The following is an 18,821-nucleotide window of genomic DNA, read 5'->3' as shown; positions in this document are numbered from 1 at the left end:
ACTCTGTTTAATCCCTCAACAACCTCAGCATTCGAGCCGGGCTATGATCTGCCCGTGGCGACGGGCTCCAGCGCGATCCCGTGTTGCGTGATCAATGATGGTGAAACCGGCATTGGCCATAAGCTCAGACAATTCAGCGACAGGCCAGTACCACGCTGGAGCCACCTTGTGGTCGAAGGGCTGGATCTTCTCGGCTGCGAAAAAGCCCACCAATAAGTCTCCGCCTGGTTTCAGGACCCTCGTCAGCGAATTCAGAATTGACGGCAGGTCTTCTGGCGGCGTGTGGATGATCGAATACCACGCCAAGACCCCGGAAAAACTATCATCCGGGAAGGGCAAGGAGGTTATGTCTGCCTGCAGGAAAGTGCAATCTGGGTAGCTGGACTTGGCGTGTTCCAGGAATTGGGGCACCATGTCCACGCCGGTGGCAGGACGACCAGGCCCGGAAATCACGTGGGTCCAGTGTCCGGGGCCGCACCCTGCATCCAGAACCGGTCCTCTTTGTTCCTGGGACCACTGGGTGATCAGTTCCAGATCTTCTGCCTCAGCTTGCTCGACGCGTCCGAAAAGCTCGATATATGCTTCGGCTAGAGAGGAATAACGCCTGGCTGTGGAATCTGCTGGTTCTCTCGGTTCCATGTATTTAGCGTAGCCGTCCGATACACAGTCCACGGCTGAACTTTGGGCCATATCTTGGCGAGAAAGGATCATCTGTGAAAGAACTTCACACTCAGCGATTGATCTTGCGCGCTTGGGAACCAGAAGATGCCGTGTTCTTGCTTGACCTGGAATCGCGCAGCGAAACCGTGCAATATTTGGGACCGGATCCAATGCCCATGACGACCTTTGAACAAGCAGCAGCCTCTATTGTTCGACGTCGCGCTGTTCGTGAAGATGGGCAAGGTATTTGGGCCATAACCCTGCGCAACGGCGGTGAGCTCGTCGGTAACCTGCTATGCAAGCCGATGAGCGAACAAATGCAGCGGTTGATCGGCATGGGCCTGGCGGATCAGCCCCGGGAAATTGGCTGGCATTTGCACCCTGATGCCAAGGGACAAGGCTACGCCACGGAAGCCGCCCGCGCCGTGATTGACTATGCCAATCAACGGAACGTGACTACAGAAATTCTCGCCATTGTCGACCCGCGCAATACCCCGTCGCTACAGCTGTGCGAACGATTGGGACTGCAGCGAATCGGCTCGACCACCGGCTACGTCAGCCCTGAACACGTGGTCTTTCTAGTGCCATCGGCCAATGATGATGGGCAAAGGGTCCGTGATGATGGTCGATGATCTTGCAAAGTATCTAACCACTAAACAAGCAGCACAGGTTCGTGTCTGGTTGGGAAATGTTGAGGTTATTCGTGACCTTTCGTGGAATCTCACCGACACAATAGTTCTTCGTCTGCGGTCGGATCAGCGCGATATCATCCTCAAAACCGGGGGAGCAGGAAACCATCATATTTCTCGTGAGCTTCAGGCACACCGACGATACACCGGTACGTTGAAATCTCTTGGCCTCGCTGCGGGAATGTTGTTCCACGACGAAAAACTGCGTTTGATGGTGCTGGAGTATTTACCGGGCACACTATGCGTGGGTACATGCCATGAATATAGTCCCGACATCTACCATCAAGCAGGGGCCGCGCTGAAGGTCTTCCATCAACAAACTCAGCACTTCGACCATCACTACGAGTCGCGCTTGACCGAAAAATTCCGTCACCTATTGTCGTTGCAACATCGAATTAGCCGGAATCATTGCCAGCAGATGGAACGCATATTAGGTGCTTACCTTCCGAAAGGCGTTGTCCTTGTGCCAACCCACGGGGATTGGCAACCACGAAACTGGCTAGTCGAAGAAGGGCGCCTGCGCGTTATCGATTTTGGAAGGTTCGATTTCCGTCCGCCAGCCAGCGACTTCGCACGACTGGCCAGCCAACAGTTCAAAGAACTCCCAGCGCTGGAATCAGCATTCCTGGAAGGCTACGGCGAAGATCCTCGGCAGGAACCGGCATGGTCGATCATGTTATTGCGGGAAGCGGTCGGCACAGCGATCTGGGCATACGAAGTGGGCGACGATGAGTTTGAGGCGCAAGGGCACCAGATGATTCACGAGGCGCTGGCGAGGTTCGAATAAATACGCACTGTTCATCAACGAGGTGGAAGGTATTCAAGGTCATTGCCCAGAAATTCGCGCTATCTCCGGCAGTGGCGGATAATAGGAGAAGCTTCCAACGCGGTAGACTAAGTATTTCGCATGGGCTCACGGCCACCACGGGCGAATTTGTAAAGGGGACGAGCGTGTCTTTGCTGAAGACCATCAAAAAACCAAGCGATCTGCGGGCGCTGACCCTGGAACAACTTCATGAGCTCGCGGACGAAATCCGCACCTTCCTCATCGACAATGTGGCACGCACAGGCGGCCACCTAGGACCCAACCTCGGCGTCGTCGAACTGACCTTGGGCATCCACCGCGTATTTGACTCGCCACAAGACTCCATCGTCTTCGACACCGGCCACCAGTCATACGTTCACAAGCTTGTCACTGGGCGCCAGAACTTCGAATCCCTTCGCCAGCAAGGCGGCCTCTCAGGTTATCCGGACCGCGCCGAATCAGAACATGACGTGGTCGAGTCCTCCCACGCTTCGTCGTCATTGTCGTGGATTGACGGCATCTCCCGCGCAAACAAGCTCACGCACAACAACGACCGTTATGCAGTGGCGCTGGTCGGCGATGGCGCCCTAACCGGTGGCATGGCTTGGGAAGCCGTCAACAACATCGCGGCCGACAAGGACCGCAAAGCCGTGATTGTCGTCAACGACAATGGCCGCTCCTACGCCCCAACCATCGGCGGCTTGGCAAACCAGCTCTCCGGCCTTCGACAGCAGCTCGATAAGTTCCGCACGCATCCTGCCTACGAAACGGCGATGGAAAAGCTCAAGGACAAGCTCAAGGGCTCGGGTCCTGTTGGTGGATTCACCTACAAATCCCTGCATGCCACCAAAAAGGGCATCAAGGACTGGTGGGCTCCGCAGGGTCTGTTCGAGGACCTGGGGTTGAAGTACATTGGCCCAATTGACGGCCACAACCAGCAGGCCGTTGAAGAAGCCTTGCAGCAGGCAAAGCAATATTCTGGACCTGTCCTCGTGCACGCCTTGACCGAAAAGGGCCACGGCTACGCGCCTGCTCGCGCCGACGAAGCTGACCAGTTCCATGCGGTGGGCATCATCGACCCGGTTACCGGTCTTCCAGTCTCGAAGCCGAGCGCGCAAAGCTGGACCAGCGTCTTCGGCGAGGAGATCGCGCAAGTCGCCAATGAGCGCGATGACATTGTTGCCATCACCGGTGCCATGTTGCAGCCTGTGGGCCTGAAGAAAATGGCGCAGGAACATCCCGAACGCGTGATCGATGTTGGCATCGCCGAGCAGCACGCTATGACCACCGCGGCAGGCCTGGCCTTCGGTGGTTTGCACCCAGTGGTGTGTGTCTACGCAACATTCCTCAACCGCGCCTTTGACCAGCTGCTCATGGACGTCGCCCTGCACAAAGCAGGGGTGACCATCGTCCTTGACCGTGCAGGCGTAACCGGTCCAGATGGCGCCAGCCACCACGGCATGTGGGATATGGCTTTGACTCAGATCGTGCCGAATCTTCATTTGGCCGCGCCGCGCGATGCCACTCGACTCCGCGAAGAACTGCGCGAGGCACTGGATATCAACGATGCGCCAAGCGTCGTTCGTTTCTCCAAGGGTTCTGTCGGTGAACCCATTGATGCAGTAGACCGCCTGCCAGATGGCGTCGACGTATTGGCCCGCTTGGGGGACCGGGCTGCACCGGACGTGCTGATCGTATCCGTCGGCGCCATGAGCGAATTGTCCCTGGACGTAGCCCAGCGGCTGAACAGCCAGGGCGTATCCGTAACAGTCGTGGATCCGCGCTGGGTGCTGCCAATGCCGAAGTCCGTCATTTCCTTGGCAGCACGGCACCGCATCGTGGTGTGCATCGAAGACGGCGTAAGGGCAGGCGGCGTCGGATCGCGCCTGCGCACTGAAATGCGCGCGGCAGGTGTTGACACCGCACTGAACGAAGTCGGGCTGCCGACTGAATTCCTGGCGCACGGCTCACGCTCCGAGGTGCTCGAACGAGTCGGACTCACTGCGCAGCAGGTAGCTCGCGATACCCTCGCACAGGTACTTGGTACCAAGGTTCCGTTTGCCCGTCCGTTGCCGGGCCAGGATCTGCCCACGGGACAGATTCCCAAGCTATGAGCAACCTGCACGGTTTCCCCGTAGATCTGCCGCGCAATCCTGAGGACATCAGTTTTGGTGCCTTGGTGGTTGCCCGCGCATGGAAATACAACGGGCTGCCCCACTGGGTGGTTCCGGGCTTTTACCTTGGAAGCGACGAGCACGGCCACTGGTTGCACCAGCCGGCCGGATCACTGGTCGCGAGGCCTGGTGCCGCGCATCTGGCCCAGACCAACGCACTGTGCCTCATTCCCTTTGAAGGTTCATGGGTCGCCACCCTTTATGCGGATCCCGCTGACGATTTTGATGTGTACATCGATTTGTCCCATGGCATCGGATGGCGTCCGTTGCAACAGGGCGGCTGGGAAGTGAACTCGGTGGACCTTGATCTTGATGTCATCCGGTCTCGGAGCCGCGGAACCTTCCTCGATGATGAAGACGAATTCGAGGAGCACGGCTTGTCCATGGGCTACCCCGAGGAACTCAAAGCCGAGATCCGGGCCGTCAGCGGCGCACTGCTTGATGCCGTACGCCGGGACGAACCTCCATTCAACCATTCGCACCGCCAGCATTGGCTGGATAAAGCCAACCAGCTGCACAACGCATAAACCCAGCACCTCATTGTTCTACTGACCTGTAAAGGGAAACCAATGGCGATTATTCGCACTTACCGTTTGGACGAGAAAAACGTACTTCACTTCCGTGAGGCGTGGTTCCAGCAATTCGAAGATGAAGAAGTAGGCCAGTTCGTCATCAACCACGGCAGCGTGGGACACATGTCCACCACCAGCGACGTTCAGGACGTTAATAACGACCGTGCCGACGAGTTGTTCGCAGGATTCCTGCAGGCATGCTCCGATGAGGGCTATGCCGAAATCCAGGACGAAGACCAGTCGTGGGTCATCGTGCAGTACTCGTTGAAGTCTGCGACGGGTACCGAACGCGATCGCTACTTGGAGAAGAAAGCCAAGGAAGCATTGACCGGTCACCTGGCTTGGCGCGGCTTGGGCACAGTGGAATCGAGTGACTTCGCACCGCGCAAGTTGAACATCCGCATCCTCACTCCTGCTCCAAAGCTTGCCGTTGCCGCAATCAAGACTTGCATCCGCGAAGCGAAGCTGGACTTCACCAAGATGAGCATTGGCACCGCCGATTACGCGACGCCTGGGAAGATCAAGAGTGTTCATCCCATGCCGCCCAAGCCAATGACCCTCGACTAAGCAGCAATGAGCGCCTTTGAGCCAGTGCCGATGAAGGCTTCAGACCATGAAGCCATACGCCTGCTCTCCAGATCGCTAGGACGCACTTCGGAACCATCGCGCTTCGGGGATGAAGAATGCCAGTTGGTGCTCAAAGACGAGAGCGGTCGTCTCATCGGGTGGGGCCGAGCGGCCTGGTGGGATCCCAACGACGATTCCGCTCCAGCGGGGTACTACCTTTCCGGCGTCGAAATCGCCCGCGAATTCCAACAGCGCGGTTATGCATCACGGTTGACAGCTGCGCGACTGGCCTGGATCGCCCAGAGAGCGCAGCAGGCTTGGTGCGTTGTCAATGCGCGAAATATCGGATCACTGCGCTTGCAGTGCTCCTCAGGATTCGAGGAGGTAACCAGATCCGAGCACTTTGGATCCGTTTGGTTCACTGGAGGCAGCGGTGTATTGCTCCGCAAGGATCTTACCGAAGCAGCCAGGGACTCATCGGCAGAATTGACATAGGAAATTAGGAGACATGATTCCTCAGGAAGATCGGGATGAAACTCCCGGAGCCCCTCGCAAATCGCCGCAAATGGGTGCCACGCGCACACCGCTTCATCTCGTATTCCAGGCCTTTATCGGTGCCATCATCGGCATCGGGATTGCGTCATTATTCTCGGAGGTTGCACCAGCGCAGCTGGCCTTGGCCGGTGTGCTGGTAGCCGTGGCGGCGTGGATCGTCGAGCATGGATTCAACTTGCCACCGGTTAATTCCAAGCCAGGTGCGCGGGTCCGTCTGATCCTGCGCATGGTTTCACTGGTTGGTTTCACCCTCGCTATCAGCCCGCTGTTGGCATTGCTGGAAGCATGAGCCCGGCGGAACAACCCCAACCGGCCAAACGCGAGCGCATGAGGCGGGGCTTGTGGGTGCTGGCTCAAGCTGTGGCAGGAATTGCCATCGGATTGGCCATGGCCAAATCGATGGCGCTGCCGGAGGAACAAGTCGCGCTGATCGGAACCCTGATCACCTTGGTGACATGGCTGGGTGATGAAGTATTCAAGCTTCCGGCGAAGGATACCAAGGCCGGAGCCTTCATCCACGGTTCGCTTCGGCTGCTGGCCTTGATTGGATTCATCATGGCGTTGCAGTCCCTTGCCGCTCTGAACGGATTCTCCCGCTGAGAACTGGGTTCATAAGCAAAATGACCGGCGCTACTTCCTGAGAAGTAGCGCCGGTCATTGCTTATCTAGCGGCAGACCTTAGTCGGTGCCAGCGTCGAAGGCAGCCGATTCAATGGCGCGATCGGTAGCAAGATCATCGCTATCCACAGCGGTGGCGTTGACGATGTCGTCTGCTCCACCGGCTTCCAACGAGCCAACGAGCTTTGCGGTGGTGCCACCGACCAGGCCCATGTTGGCGTACTGTTCCAGACGGCCACGGGAGTCAGCGATATCCAGGTTGCGCATGGTCAGCTGGCCGATGCGGTCAACCGGACCGAAGGCTGCATCGCCGACGCGCTCCATAGACAGCTTGTCCGGGTGGTAGCTGAGGTTCTCGCCCTCGGTGTTTACGATCGTGTAGTCGTCTCCACGGCGCAGGCGGATGGTGACGGTACCGGTGATGGCAGAGCCAACCCAGCGCTGCAGCGATTCGCGCAGCATCAGGGCCTGTGGATCCAGCCAGCGGCCTTCGTACATCAGGCGGCCCAGGCGACGGCCTTCGTTGTGGTAGCTGGCTACAGTGTCTTCGTTGTGGATCGCGTTCACGAGGCGCTCGTAGGCGATGTACAGCAGCGCCATTGCAGGTGCTTCGTAGATGCCGCGGGACTTGGCCTCGATGATGCGGTTCTCGATCTGGTCGCTCATGCCCAGGCCGTGGCGTCCGCCGATGATGTTGGCTTCATTCACCAATGCAACGGCATCGGTGTATTCCTTGCCATTGATGGCCACTGGGCGGCCTGCAACGAAGGAGATCGAAACGTCTTCAGACTTGATCTCAACGCTTTCGTCCCAGTACTTCACGCCCATGATTGGCTCAACGGACTCGATCGAGCTGTTGAGCAACTCCAAGGTCTTGGCTTCGTGGGTTGCGCCCCAGATGTTGGCGTCGGTGGAGTAGGCCTTTTCAGCCGAGTCGCGGTAAGGGAAGCCGTGCTCCTGCAGCCACTCGGACATTTCCTGGCGACCGCCGAGCTCGGTGACGAAGTTCGGGTCAAGCCATGGCTTGTAGATGCGCAGCTTCGGGTTGGCCATCAGGCCGTAGCGGTAGAAGCGCTCGATGTCGTTGCCCTTGTAGGTCGAACCATCGCCCCATACATCCACGCCATCCTCGCGCATTGCGCGGACCAGCAGGGTGCCGGTGACGGCACGGCCCAGTGGGGTGGTGTTGAAGTAGGTCTTGCCGCCGGTGCGAATGTGGAAGGCGCCGCAGGCAAGAGCGGCGAAGCCCTCTTCGACGAGTGCTGGCTTGCAGTCAACCAGACGGGAGTTCTCAGCGCCGTACTCCAGTGCACGGCCAGGAACAGCGTCGATATCTGGTTCGTCGTACTGGCCGAGATCGCCAGTGTAGGTGTATGGAATGGCGCCCTTGTCGCGCATCCAGGCTACTGCGACCGAAGTGTCGAGGCCACCGGAGAACGCGATTCCGACGCGCTCGCCTACAGGAAGATTGGTAAGAACTTTAGACATGTTTCCATCCTAATGGATAAATATGCAATGCAGTGAATTGTGTCTTTAACTCTTCGGTCACAGGACCTAACCGATAGCCTAGGGGTATAAGGTCGCTCAGAAAAGCGGCGAAGGAAAAACAGTGAGGTGTACATGGAATTCCGTCAACTAGGCCACAGTGGATTGAGCGTTTCTGTCGTAGGTTTGGGCTGCAATAATTTGGGCCGAACCGGTACCGCCACTGAGTCCCAGGAAGGCACCGACGCGGTGGTCCACGCCGCATTGGATGCAGGCATCACGTTCTTCGACGTCGCTGATAACTACGGCAAGACCGCTGGGCTCTCGGAGCAGCGGCTGGGCAAGGCATTGGGCAAGAACCGCGAGGACATCGTTCTCGCCACCAAATTCGGCATGGATGTCAGCGGAGCCAATGGGCCGGACTTCAACGCACGCGGTTCCCGCCGCTACATCATGAAGGCCGTGGAAGCTTCTTTGAAGCGTCTGGGCACCGATCACATCGACCTGTACCAGTTCCACACGCCTGATCCGAACACACCGATCGATGAGACCCTGCGTGCCCTGGATGATCTGGTCACCAGCGGCAAGGTCCGCTATATCGGTCATTCGAACCGTGCCGGTTGGCAAATCGCGCAGGCCGAATATGTAGCCCGTGAGCTTGGCACCGAGCGATTCGTCTCGGCGCAGAATCACTACAATCTCATTGACCGGCGTGCGGAACTGGAAGTTCTGCCGGCGGCTCGAGAATTCGGCTTGGGCGTCCTGCCCTACTTCCCATTGGCCAACGGATTGCTGACCGGAAAGTACTCCAAGGGCTTCGCGCCTGAAGGAAGCCGCCTGACCCATGCTCGCCAGCAGTTGGTAGAGACCTCGGATTTCGAACAGCTGGATCGTTTTGCGCAGTTTGCCGCTGAACGGGATTTGGCGCCGATCGAATTGGCTTTCTCTTGGCTTGCCGCCCAGCAGCCAGTTACTTCGGTCATTGCCGGAGCCACCCGTCCTGAACAAATCCAGATGAATGCGCAGGCAGTGCGTTGGGTACCCACCGATGAGGAACGTGCCGAGCTGGATTCCATCTTCCCGGCTCCGCAGAAGGTCGCGCTCTTCTAGTCGCTGTTGCTCATGACGAGAGGCTGCAATCCCAATACAAGGGATTGCAGCCTCTCGCTGTGTTCAGAGAACTATCCGACTTATTTCGAATCGGTGACGAAGACGATGACCTTGTCGTTTTTGATTTCGGTTGCGTAGCGAGCGAGGGGAGCGATGGCTGGGCCATCAGTCACTGTCCCGTCTGCAGGCTTAAAACGCGATCCATGGCAGGCGCAGAAAAAGTCTTCTTGCGTAGATTTGGTCGTCACGACGCACCCTTGGTGGGTGCAAACGCTCGAATAGGCCAACACATTTTTCTCGTCAGGACGGAATAGCAAGACAGGAATTTCCGCTCCTGTCGGATGTTTTGCCTGTACGGTGGCTCGTGCGCCAACTTCCAACTCGGCCAGGTCCATAACTGCTTGGCCGTTTCCGCTGGCCGATGGAACTGGAGAAGCTTCGGGAACTTGCGCCTCGGAATGGCCATCACCACAGGCGGTCAGCAGTGCAGCAGAACCAAGAGCGGCCGAGGCGCACATGACGGTGCGGCGGGCTGGTTGAGCGAAGTCAGTCATGGCAACATTCTGACAGATCACCCTGTGGCGGTGCTAAGAGCCGGAGAATAATTTTTAACCTCAGCTACGCCAAGACGCCAGAATGACTTTGGGCTCCATTCCTCGAGGAATGAAGCCCAAAGTTTGTGCCGGGATCAGCTATTGAATTTCTTGCCGTTCACGCGTTCTGAAGCACCCACCTGGTCGAGGTATGGGGTGATTCCGCCCAGATGCATAGGCCAACCCGCGCCGGTGATCATGCACAGATCGACATCCGCAGCTTCGGCTACAACGCCTTCAGCCAAAAGCAAACCGATTTCCTGAGCGAGCGCGTCCTGCACGCGCAGAAGAATTTCTTCTCGGGTGGATGGGGACGAGCCCTGGACCAATAGATCCTTGGCGTCTGGATTCAGGACCTGTTCGCCCTGATCGTTCTTGACCCAAATAGTGGTGATCTTTGCATCGATCAATTTCTGGAGGTTCTCAGAAACCTCGAAGCGCTCGCCAAAGGCAGCGTTCAAAGACTCATTGACGTGCTGGGCCACCGGAAGTCCGACCATGGCCAGCAAGGTGAACGGACTCATCGGAAGCCCCATAGGAGTCAGCGCCGAATCAGCGGTAGCGGCGTCGGTTCCTTCATCGAAGGCCGCCTGGACTTCGCTCATGAGGCGCAGCAGGACGCGGTTGACGACAAAGGCAGCCGCATCTTGGGTCTTGACCGTCGTCTTCTTCAGCTTCCTGCCCAATACGAAGGCCGTGGAAAGTGCAGACTCGCTGGTCCATTCGGTGGCTGCGATTTCCAGCAGCGGCATCACTGCAACCGGGTTGAAGAAGTGGAAGCCGACCAAGCGCTCTGGATGCTTCAGATCCCGGCCCATCTCGGTGACCGACAGGGACGAGGTATTGGTAGCAAGGATGCACTCGGGGGAGACCACGGCTTCGACTTCAGCGAAGACCTGCTTCTTGACGCTCAGTTCCTCGAAGACCGCCTCGATGACGAAATCGGCATCGGCGAATGCCTCCTTGGTGACCGAACCGGTGACCAATGCCTTGGCACGATTCACCGCGTCTTGGCTCAAACGGCCCTTGCCGTGCAGCTTGTCGATTTCCCCATGGATATAGGCCAAGCCCTTATCCACGCGCGACTGATCCAGGTCGGTGATTACTACCGGAACGCTGAGGCGCCGGACAAAGAGCAACGCCAGCTGGCTAGCCATCAAGCCAGCGCCGACAACGCCGACCTTTGATACCGGGCGGGCGAGTTTTGCATCTGGTGCTCCGGCTGGCCGCTTGCCGCGCTTCTGCACCAAATCCAGGAAGGCGTACACGGTGTTCTGGAATTGGCTGGTGCGCATCAATCCGGTCAGGGCTTCGACTTCAAGCTGTGCGGACTCCTGCTGGGTCAAGGTCAATCCCTTGCGGAAGACTTCCAGGACCTTGTATGGGGCTGGCGCTGCGCCTGAGAGCTTGGCGTCAACGAACTGTTCAGCCTGATCTGCAGCATCGAGCCAACGACGTGCGACTTCCGGATCACTCGGGTCCACGGCATTTGGCCGCTGTACCTGGGTTTCCCCGGACAACACGGCGTCGACAAACGTGGTGGAGTGCTCGATGAAGTCCGCTGGCTCGAAGAGGGCATCGGCGACACCCATCTTGTAGGCAGCAGGGCCGGAGAGGGTGCGGTTGTTATTCAGCGGGTTCTCGATCATCACCTTCAAGGCGTTCTCGGGGCCCACCAGCCGCGGCAGGCGGTAGACGCCGGCCCAGCCCGGGATCAAGCCGAGGAAGGACTCAGGCAGGCCCAGAGCGCCGGCCGTGCTGCTCACGGTGCGGTAGTTGCAGGCCAGGGCGATTTCCAATCCGCCGCCGAGAGCCAGCCCGTTGATGAAGGCGAAAGTCGGCACGCCCAGATCAGCAAGCAGTTCGTAGGTGTAGTGGCCCAGTGATGCCATGGCGGTGGCCTGGTCGGGAGCGCTGAGGCGGGTGACCGCCGAGAGGTCTGCGCCGGCTATCAGGAAGTATGGCTTGCCGGTGACTGCCAAGGCATGGATCTCTCCGGCTTTGGCACGTTCTGCTTGGACTTCAAGAGCCGCCCGCAATTCCAGCAGGCCATTGGGGCCCAAGGTGGTTGGCTTCTTGTGGTCCAAGCCGTTGTCCAAGGTCAGCAAGGCCAGGGTCTTGCCACTCGGCAGGGCTACGTCGTTGACGTAGGAGTGCGTGACGGTTTCGTCATGCATGAGTTCGGCGACGGCCGCGAAGTTATTGGTGGTTGCAGTCATGGTTTTCTGTCCTTACGCCTTGCTGCCGAAATCAGGATGGTGAGGGTTTTCCCAAATGACGGTGCCGCCCATGCCCAGGCCGATGCACATGGTGGTGATTCCATAGCGCACGGTGTGGTCCTCGGAGAATTGTCGAGCCAGCTGGGTCATCAGGCGGACGCCCGAAGAAGCCAGCGGGTGGCCCACGGCAATGGCGCCGCCATAGCGGTTGACTCGGTCGTCATCCTGGTCGATGCCGTAGTAGTCCAAGAAGGAGAGCACCTGGACGGCGAAGGCCTCATTGATTTCAAAGAGCCCGATATCCTCGATGCCCAGTTTTGCCTTGGCGAGCGCCTTTTCGGTGGCTGGCACCGGTCCGTAACCCATGACATCTGGCTCGACGCCGGCGAAGGCGAAGGAAACCATGCGCATCTTGGGCTCCAGGCCCAGCTCGCGAACCGCCTGGCCGCTGGCGAGCAGCGCTGCGGTGGCGCCGTCATTAAGGCCTGCGGCGTTGCCGGCGCTGACTCGGCCGTGGGCGCGGAATGGAGTGCGCAATTCGGCGAGCGATTCCATGGTGGTTCCGGGGCGAGGAGGCTCGTCCTTGGTATTGACGGCCCATCCTTCGCCGGGACGCTGCGCGGCAACGGCCACCAGGTCCGGCTGGATCTGCTGGTTCTCGTAGGCCTTGGCAAGCTTGGCCTGCGAGGCCACGGCGTAGCGGTCGGCGCGTTCCTTGGTGATCGCCGGGAAGCGATCATGCAGGTTTTCCGCGGTGTTGCCCATGTTCAGGGCCTGCGGGTCAACGATCTTCTCTGACAGAAATCGCGGATTCGGGTCGGCTCCAGCGCCCATGGGGTGGTTGCCCATATGCTCGACTCCGCCGGCCACGACGACGTCATAAGCGCCAAAGGCAATGCCGCCTGCGGTAGCGGTGACGGCGGTCATCGCACCGGCGCACATGCGGTCGATGGCGAAACCGGGAACTGATTTGGGGATGCCGGACAGCAGGCCCACGGTGCGGCCGAGGGTCAGCCCCTGGTCTCCGGACTGCGTGGTGGCGGCAATGGAAATTTCGTCGATCTTCTCGGCGGGAACATTTTGGTTGCGTTCGAGCAAGCCGCGGACCGCTTTGACGGCCAGATCATCAGCGCGGGTTCCATGGTAGATACCCTTTTCGCCGGCTTTGCCGAAGGGGGTACGGACTCCATCGACAAACACGACGTCGCGGTCATCGAGCGTAGGGTGCACGTTATTGGGCACGGTCGAAGCGTTGGCACTCACCGTCGGGCTCCTTGGGGTTGGTTCATGCTGCCCGAGGGCGGGCAGTGGCCAGCATCACTGTGACCTAAACCATAGGTTACTCAGGAGTAACTTGAAGTGCAAGTGCAGCACATCACAGGCGCAAGACGCCTTGGAGCGCGTGGGCGGGACTGCGGGCCTAAACGGTGGCGAAAGCCTGCGCGAAACCTGGGGACAGCAGCTCTCGCTGCCATGGTCGAGCCCCCAGCGACTCCAGCTTTTGCGCGACGGTTTCCACGCTGATCAACGCTGGCGGGTTCCAGCACAACTCGCGCAGATATTTGGGAGTCAACAGATTCTCGGCTGGGATATTCCACTGTTCATTCAGCTCGACGAGCACAACCTTGGCCGCGTCCAGGCGGAGGGCGGCAACAGGATTCTTCTCCGCCCAGGATCGGGGGTGGGGCAACCCGGGCTTGGCCGAGCGCAATTCAGGCAAATCCCGGGTGTTGCGGCCGCGCTGAATCGCGTCCATCCAGCGTGGGGCATCACGCTTCGCGTGGCGGGTGTGGAATCCAGGGATCTGCAGCAATGCCGGAACGCTGGAGGCCTTCTGCTCGATCGCGGCCATGATGGCGCGATCAGGCAGCAATCGGCCCGGGGCAGTATCCTGGCTGCGGGCCAGGGCTTCGCGCGAGAGCCACAGCTCGCGGGCGATCGCCAGATTGCGCCGCCCCTTGAGCTTGTGGATTCCCGAGAGCTTGCGCCATGGTTCCTCGGCTGGCTGCGGATCAGGCAGGTTCCGCTCATACTCGAACTCCTGCAGCGCGAACTCCATCTTGCCCTGCTCTTCGAGGACCTTGGTGATTTCCTGGCGCAGCTCTTCGAGGACCTCTACGTCCAAAGCCGCATAGTTCAGCCACGATTCAGGCAGCGGGCGAGTGGACCAATCCACTGCCGAATGCTCCTTGGCTAGTTGCAGGCCTAGTAATTCGGCGACCATGGTGCCCAGTGAAACGCGGGGGAACCCGGCAAGCCGGCCGGCCAATTCGGTATCGAATAAGGAAGTGGGGGACATGCCCAATTCGTGGAGGCACGGCAAATCCTGGGTTGCGGCGTGCAGGATCCACGGCTGCTGGTTGACGAAGTCGCGCAGCTCGCCCAGATCATCCAATACCTCGGGGTCGATCAGCCAGGTGCCAGCGCCTTCGCGGCGGATCTGGAGCAGGAAGGCGCGTTGCCCGTAGCGGAATCCGCTGGCTCGTTCGGTATCCACGGCCAGATCGCCGGTTCCCGCGCTGAGTTCCCGTACCGCCCGGCGCAGGGCCACCTGGGTGTTGATGACTTCCGGGATGCCGTCGCGAGGACGGGTGAGCGGAGTCAACACGGGTTCGGCGGGCTCAATGCCAGCGGCGGTTGATGCGGAAGGGGCGGAGTCAGAATTCGGCATGATGCTTCCATTCTAGATCCAACCGGTCCGGGCCTCGGAGCCGGTGGGGTTAACTAAGCCGGCGATGCGGCAGCTGCTGGACGCCCTCGGGCAGGGGCGGCAGGCCGGCGAAGGTGCACACCAGATCGGCCCAGGCGCTCAAATGCGGCCCGAGGTGATCTGAGTCGGGGGACCAGGAGGCCCGCAGCTCGATATCGATGTGGTCTTGTTCCCCGGCCAGATTTCCAAAGGACTCTGAAATGACACGGGTGGCGGTGCCGCCGGCCGAGTGGTGGAAAGCCTCGCGTTCGCGCAGCGAATCCTCGAGCCACGACCAGGCCACGGAGGCCAGCATGGCGTCCTGGCCCATATCGTGATCCAGGCGTGCTCGGATGTAGGTGACGATGCGGAACTGGCCGTTCCACAGTTCCTGGCCGGCAGGATCATAGAGGAGGATGAAGCGTCCGGTGGCCAGCTGTTCTTGCGGCTGCAGGAACGGGGTCCGGCCGATTTCCTGTCCGTGCGGTCCGTGGTCTGGGGGCACGACGTCGATCACGTCACCGCTCAGGGCCAAAGAGAAGGGAGCCAAGCGCCCCGGCGCTGGAATTTCGGTGAACTTCAGTTCTTTGCGTACCTTGGCATGCGACAGCTCATCGAGGGCCTTGGCGAAGGCACTCGGGATGGCGGAAGCAGAGCGATCGTTGGTCACAATTTGAGTCTAAACGTGCCGTACCTGAGGCGCGGTACGGCACGCCGACCCGCACTCTTTGCTAAGCGCCCTGGTGTGCTGCCATCAGCTCGCGCAGCTTCGCGATGAACCCGGCAACATCCTCTTCGGTGGTGTCGAAGGAGCACATCCAACGCACCTGGCCGGCCGCGCGATCCCAGTCGTAGAAGCGGAAATGCTGGCGCAGCTCATCGCTGGCCTCGGTCGGCAATTGCGCGAAAACGCCGTTGGCCTGGGTTGGGTAGACCAGCTCGACGCCATCGATCTGCTCCACTGCCTCGGCGAGCTTGGACGCCATCAGGTTCGCGTGGCTGGCCAATTCCCGCCACAGCCCGGTGCCGTACAGTTCGATCAGCTGTGCCGAGATGAAACGCATCTTGCTGCCCAGCTGCATGTTCATCTTGCGCAGGTACTTCATGTCATCGGCAAGCTCCTTGCGCAGGGTCAAGATCCCTTCGCCGAGTAGAATGCCGTTCTTGGTTCCGCCGAGCGAAACGATGTCCACGCCGGCGTCGGTTGTCAGGGCGCGCAATTCAACGCCCAGCGATGCCGCGGCGTTGGACAGGCGCGATCCGTCAAGGTGCACCTTCATGCCCAGCTTGTGGGCGTGGTCGGTGATGGCCTTGATTTCTTCCGGGGTGTACAGCGTGCCGAGCTCGGTGGCCTGGGTGATGGATACGGCCAGCGGCTGGGCGCGATGCTCGTCGCCGTAGCCCCAGGCTTCCTTGTCGATCAGCTCAGGGGTGAGCTTGCCGTCCGGGGTGGGAACCTGGAGCAGCTTGAAGCCGCCGACGCGTTCTGGCGCGCCATTTTCGTCGACGTTGATATGCGCGGTGGTGGCGCAGATGACGGCGCCCCATCGAGGCAAAAGCGACTGCAGCGCGGTGACGTTGGCGCCGGTTCCGTTGAATACCGGGAAGATCGAAGCCTCTGGCCCGAAGACATCGTGCGCGACCTGGCCCAAGGCCTCGGTGTACTGGTCTTCGCCGTAGGAAATCTGGTGGCCGCCATTGGCACGTGCGATCGCGTCGAGGATGCGCGGATGCACTCCGGAATAGTTGTCGGAAGCGAAACCGCGCACGGCAGTATCGTGAAGTGTTGTCATGGTGATGTGGTCCTTATAAGGGATTGGAAAACGGGGGCAGGGAGCAAGGCAGCGGGTGAACGCCGAAGCGGAGGATCAGGCTTGGCGCAGCGGCAACCGGGTGCCGTTGAGCGCTATCGCGCCATCCGAAAGCAGCTCCACAGCAGCCTCGGCCAGCCACTGAACCGACGTCTGTCCGGGTGCAGTGTCTTCGGGCGACTTGTCGCTCAGTGCTTTGACGACCCAGCTGAGTGCCGATGCATTTTCTGCGTTTTTGCTGAACAGGCGGGCGATCGCGTTGACCCAGTGTTCGGCGGCGGCCTTGATGGCGCCGTAGTTGGCGTTCGATGGCGTCGGATTCAGCACGGCTTCGGCGCTTACGATCGCCAAGCGTCCGGCCGCCGAGCCGACCAGATCGTCAACAAAAGCCCGGGTGGTGTTGCGCAAGGTCGTCAGAACGGTGCGGTGCAAAAAGTCCCAGTCATCGTCGCTCTGGCCGACGATGGATTTGCCGCCGCGCCATCCGCCGACCAGATGGATCAGGCCATCAATCGGGCCGTAGGAGGCATGGATGGCCTGGGCCATTTTGTTCACTGCCGCAAAATCGGTGAGGTCGCATTCGATGCGGGCCTCGACAAAGTCGAGGCGCTCGTCCAGGCGTTCCTGGTTGCTGCCCACGGCCAAGACCCGAACTCCGGCATCGCACAGCGCTTGTGCGCAGGCAATGCCGGAGGCCGAGGTGGCACCGGCGATGAGCACTAATCGTGGTGTCTGGTTCAAGAATGATCTTTCGTCGCTCACACTTCCTACCCTAAGGCAGAAGCGCTAGATTTCCGTGGCGCCGGTCATGCCCTTGGTGGACTCGATGACGCTGGCCATTTTCTTGTTCAATGCCTCGTAGAACATCGACAGCGGGAACTCGTCGTCCATCACCTGGTCGGTGATTTCGCGCAGCGGCGCGGTCAGCGGCAACGCTTCAGGGCCCTTGGCCCACACCGAGGCAGGATTCGGGGTCACCGTTGCGGCGACCAGTTCATAGGCGGCTAGCCAATGGGCCAGCTTCGGGCGGTCGATGGACTTCCAGTACAGTTCGTCGATCGCATCCCCCAAGGCTGCAACGACTTCAGGAACCTGGTCCCAATCGATGCTCAGCTTGGTGTCGGTCCAGTGCAGGACATGGTGCTGATGCATCCAAGCGAACAGCAGCTGGCCGCCCAGGCCGTCGTAGTTGCGTACGCGCGAACCTGTGATGGCGAAGCGGAAGATCCGGTCGAAGATCACCGCGTACTGCACCAGCTTGGCCATCTTGGCGGTCTTCGCATCGGTCTTCGGGTTGGCGGCGATCTTCATGGATTCGCGGAAGGCGGTCAGGTCGCAGCGCAGCTCTTCGAGTGAGTAGAGGAAGAACGGCATGCGCTGCTTGATCATGAACGGGTCGAAGGGCAGGTCGCCGCGCATGTGGGTGCGATCGTGGATCAGGTCCCACATGATGAAGGTTTCTTCGGTCAGGTGCTGGTCGGCCAGCAGCTCAGCGGCATCATCTGGCAGCTGCAAATTCGTGATGGACGATGCTTCCTGCAGCACCTTGCGGAATCGTGCCGCTTCGCGATCCTGGAAGATGGCTCCCCAGGTGAAGGAAGGGGTTTCGCGAATGGCTACGGATTCAGGGAACAGCACCGCGGAGTTGGTGTCGTAGCCTTCGGTGAAGTCGACAAAGCGCAGCGGCACGAACAGCGCGTTGGTGTAGTCCGAACCTTCCAGATCCGCGATGAACTCGGGCCACATGACCTGTACCAGCACGGCTTCGAGATGGCGGTTGGTCGAACCGTTCTGGGTGTACATCGGGAAGAGCACCAGGTGCATCAGCCCATCGATGCGCTGGGCCTGTGGCTGGAATTGCAGCAGGGAATCCAGGAAATCAGGCACCGTGAACCCGGCATCCGACCACTGGCGCAGGTCGATCACGAGCTGCTCGAGATATTCGGCATCGTGCTCAAAGTGGACCTGCAGCTTCTGGACCGCGGCGATCACCGTGTTAATGAGCTCGGTCGCCTGCGCAGTTGAGGAGGAATCGATGAGCGACCCGTCCTTGGCCTGCAGGCTCTGGAATTCCGTGGTGGCGGCCTTGAGTGACAGCCACGCGTCGGAGTTCGCGATCTGCAGTACTTCGGCATCGCTGGCTGGCATTGGCTTTGCGGAAATCTGGGTCATTTCAGTACACCTTCTTTTCATGTTCGGGGGCGCTCATGTGCTTGACATGAACGCTACGCCCAAACAATAGAAAAGTTGATGCTGAGTCACTCATGAATAAGT

Annotated in this window: 19 protein-coding genes; 9 read left to right on the top strand and 10 right to left on the bottom strand. The window is 59.7% G+C overall.

Translation table 11 applies throughout. The features are described 5' to 3' along the window. Window positions 1-24 precede the first annotated feature (24 nt). Window positions 25-672, bottom strand: a complete 648-nt coding sequence (locus tag D3791_RS01410) for a class I SAM-dependent methyltransferase (RefSeq protein ID WP_172511096.1) — start codon at window positions 670-672, stop codon at window positions 25-27. A 41-nt stretch (window positions 673-713) separates the two neighbouring features. Between D3791_RS01410 and D3791_RS01405 the strand changes: the two genes are divergently transcribed. From D3791_RS01405 to D3791_RS01370, 8 genes are all read left to right on the top strand, one after another. Then, window positions 714-1,292: a GNAT family N-acetyltransferase gene (locus tag D3791_RS01405; protein WP_172511095.1), complete on the top strand. Its 579-nt coding sequence runs from the start codon at window positions 714-716 to the stop codon at window positions 1,290-1,292. Next, a complete protein-coding gene (locus tag D3791_RS01400) occupies window positions 1,279-2,136 on the top strand; it encodes a phosphotransferase (RefSeq protein ID WP_172511094.1) in 858 nt (285 codons plus the stop codon). The genes D3791_RS01405 and D3791_RS01400 overlap by 14 nt, the downstream gene beginning before the upstream one ends. A gap of 164 nt (window positions 2,137-2,300) precedes the next feature. Next, complete coding sequence (gene dxs / locus D3791_RS01395) at window positions 2,301-4,268, top strand: 1-deoxy-D-xylulose-5-phosphate synthase (RefSeq protein ID WP_172511093.1); 1,968 nt, start codon at window positions 2,301-2,303, stop codon at window positions 4,266-4,268. After that, window positions 4,265-4,855: a DUF402 domain-containing protein gene (locus D3791_RS01390; RefSeq protein ID WP_172511092.1), complete on the top strand. Its 591-nt coding sequence runs from the start codon at window positions 4,265-4,267 to the stop codon at window positions 4,853-4,855. Before dxs ends, D3791_RS01390 begins: the two co-directional genes overlap by 4 nt. A 42-nt stretch (window positions 4,856-4,897) precedes the next feature. Further along, window positions 4,898-5,467, top strand: coding sequence for a hypothetical protein (locus tag D3791_RS01385; RefSeq protein ID WP_022876492.1), 570 nt, complete (start codon window positions 4,898-4,900; stop codon window positions 5,465-5,467). Between the two features lie 6 nt (window positions 5,468-5,473). Beyond that, entirely contained in the window at window positions 5,474-5,962 is a 489-nt protein-coding gene (locus D3791_RS01380; RefSeq protein ID WP_172511091.1) for a GNAT family N-acetyltransferase, read from the top strand. A 13-nt stretch (window positions 5,963-5,975) separates the two neighbouring features. After that, complete coding sequence (locus D3791_RS01375) at window positions 5,976-6,311, top strand: hypothetical protein (protein WP_172511090.1); 336 nt, start codon at window positions 5,976-5,978, stop codon at window positions 6,309-6,311. Next, complete coding sequence (locus D3791_RS01370; protein ID WP_172511089.1) at window positions 6,308-6,622, top strand: hypothetical protein; 315 nt, start codon at window positions 6,308-6,310, stop codon at window positions 6,620-6,622. Before D3791_RS01375 ends, D3791_RS01370 begins: the two co-directional genes overlap by 4 nt. 78 nt (window positions 6,623-6,700) lie before the next feature. On the opposite strand, the gene argG is transcribed toward D3791_RS01370, so the two are convergent. Then, window positions 6,701-8,128: an argininosuccinate synthase gene (argG, locus tag D3791_RS01365; protein WP_022876488.1), complete on the bottom strand. Its 1,428-nt coding sequence runs from the start codon at window positions 8,126-8,128 to the stop codon at window positions 6,701-6,703. Between the two features lie 132 nt (window positions 8,129-8,260). On the opposite strand from argG, the gene D3791_RS01360 reads away from it, so the two are divergent. Beyond that, window positions 8,261-9,235: an aldo/keto reductase gene (locus tag D3791_RS01360; RefSeq protein ID WP_061952508.1), complete on the top strand. Its 975-nt coding sequence runs from the start codon at window positions 8,261-8,263 to the stop codon at window positions 9,233-9,235. Between the two features lie 80 nt (window positions 9,236-9,315). Here D3791_RS01360 and D3791_RS01355 read toward each other — a convergent pair whose 3' ends face one another. The 8 genes from D3791_RS01355 to D3791_RS01320 all read right to left on the bottom strand — a co-directional run bounded on the left by D3791_RS01355 (window position 9,316) and on the right by D3791_RS01320 (window position 18,719). Continuing rightward, complete coding sequence (locus tag D3791_RS01355) at window positions 9,316-9,789, bottom strand: QcrA and Rieske domain-containing protein (protein WP_022876486.1); 474 nt, start codon at window positions 9,787-9,789, stop codon at window positions 9,316-9,318. Between the two features lie 134 nt (window positions 9,790-9,923). Further along, on the bottom strand, window positions 9,924-12,047 hold the full coding sequence (locus D3791_RS01350) for a 3-hydroxyacyl-CoA dehydrogenase NAD-binding domain-containing protein (RefSeq protein WP_172511088.1): 2,124 nt from the start codon (window positions 12,045-12,047) through the stop codon (window positions 9,924-9,926). Between the two features lie 12 nt (window positions 12,048-12,059). Beyond that, the gene (locus tag D3791_RS01345) at window positions 12,060-13,310 is read right to left on the bottom strand and encodes a thiolase family protein (protein WP_022876484.1); all 1,251 of its coding nucleotides are present in this window, start codon (window positions 13,308-13,310) and stop codon (window positions 12,060-12,062) included. Window positions 13,311-13,467: 157 nt separating this feature from the next. Then, window positions 13,468-14,718, bottom strand: a complete 1,251-nt coding sequence (locus tag D3791_RS01340) for an HRDC domain-containing protein (protein ID WP_022876483.1) — start codon at window positions 14,716-14,718, stop codon at window positions 13,468-13,470. 49 nt (window positions 14,719-14,767) lie between these two features. Continuing rightward, window positions 14,768-15,406, bottom strand: coding sequence for a DUF3000 domain-containing protein (locus tag D3791_RS01335; protein WP_022876482.1), 639 nt, complete (start codon window positions 15,404-15,406; stop codon window positions 14,768-14,770). A gap of 61 nt (window positions 15,407-15,467) precedes the next feature. Then, window positions 15,468-16,529, bottom strand: coding sequence for a threonine aldolase family protein (locus tag D3791_RS01330; RefSeq protein ID WP_172511087.1), 1,062 nt, complete (start codon window positions 16,527-16,529; stop codon window positions 15,468-15,470). Window positions 16,530-16,604: 75 nt separating this feature from the next. Next, the gene (locus tag D3791_RS01325) at window positions 16,605-17,288 is read right to left on the bottom strand and encodes an SDR family NAD(P)-dependent oxidoreductase (RefSeq protein ID WP_028268782.1); all 684 of its coding nucleotides are present in this window, start codon (window positions 17,286-17,288) and stop codon (window positions 16,605-16,607) included. A gap of 45 nt (window positions 17,289-17,333) precedes the next feature. Next, window positions 17,334-18,719 carry a DUF6421 family protein gene (locus D3791_RS01320; protein WP_246242256.1) on the bottom strand — a complete coding sequence of 462 codons (1,386 nt, stop codon included), beginning with the start codon at window positions 18,717-18,719 and terminating at the stop codon, window positions 17,334-17,336. Window positions 18,720-18,821 lie beyond the last annotated feature (102 nt).

This window comes from Glutamicibacter mishrai, assembly GCF_012221945.1.
Classification (GTDB): domain Bacteria; phylum Actinomycetota; class Actinomycetes; order Actinomycetales; family Micrococcaceae; genus Glutamicibacter; species Glutamicibacter mishrai.
The sequence above is the reverse complement of the archived record's forward strand: the minus strand, read 5'-3'. Positions and strand labels throughout refer to the sequence as shown.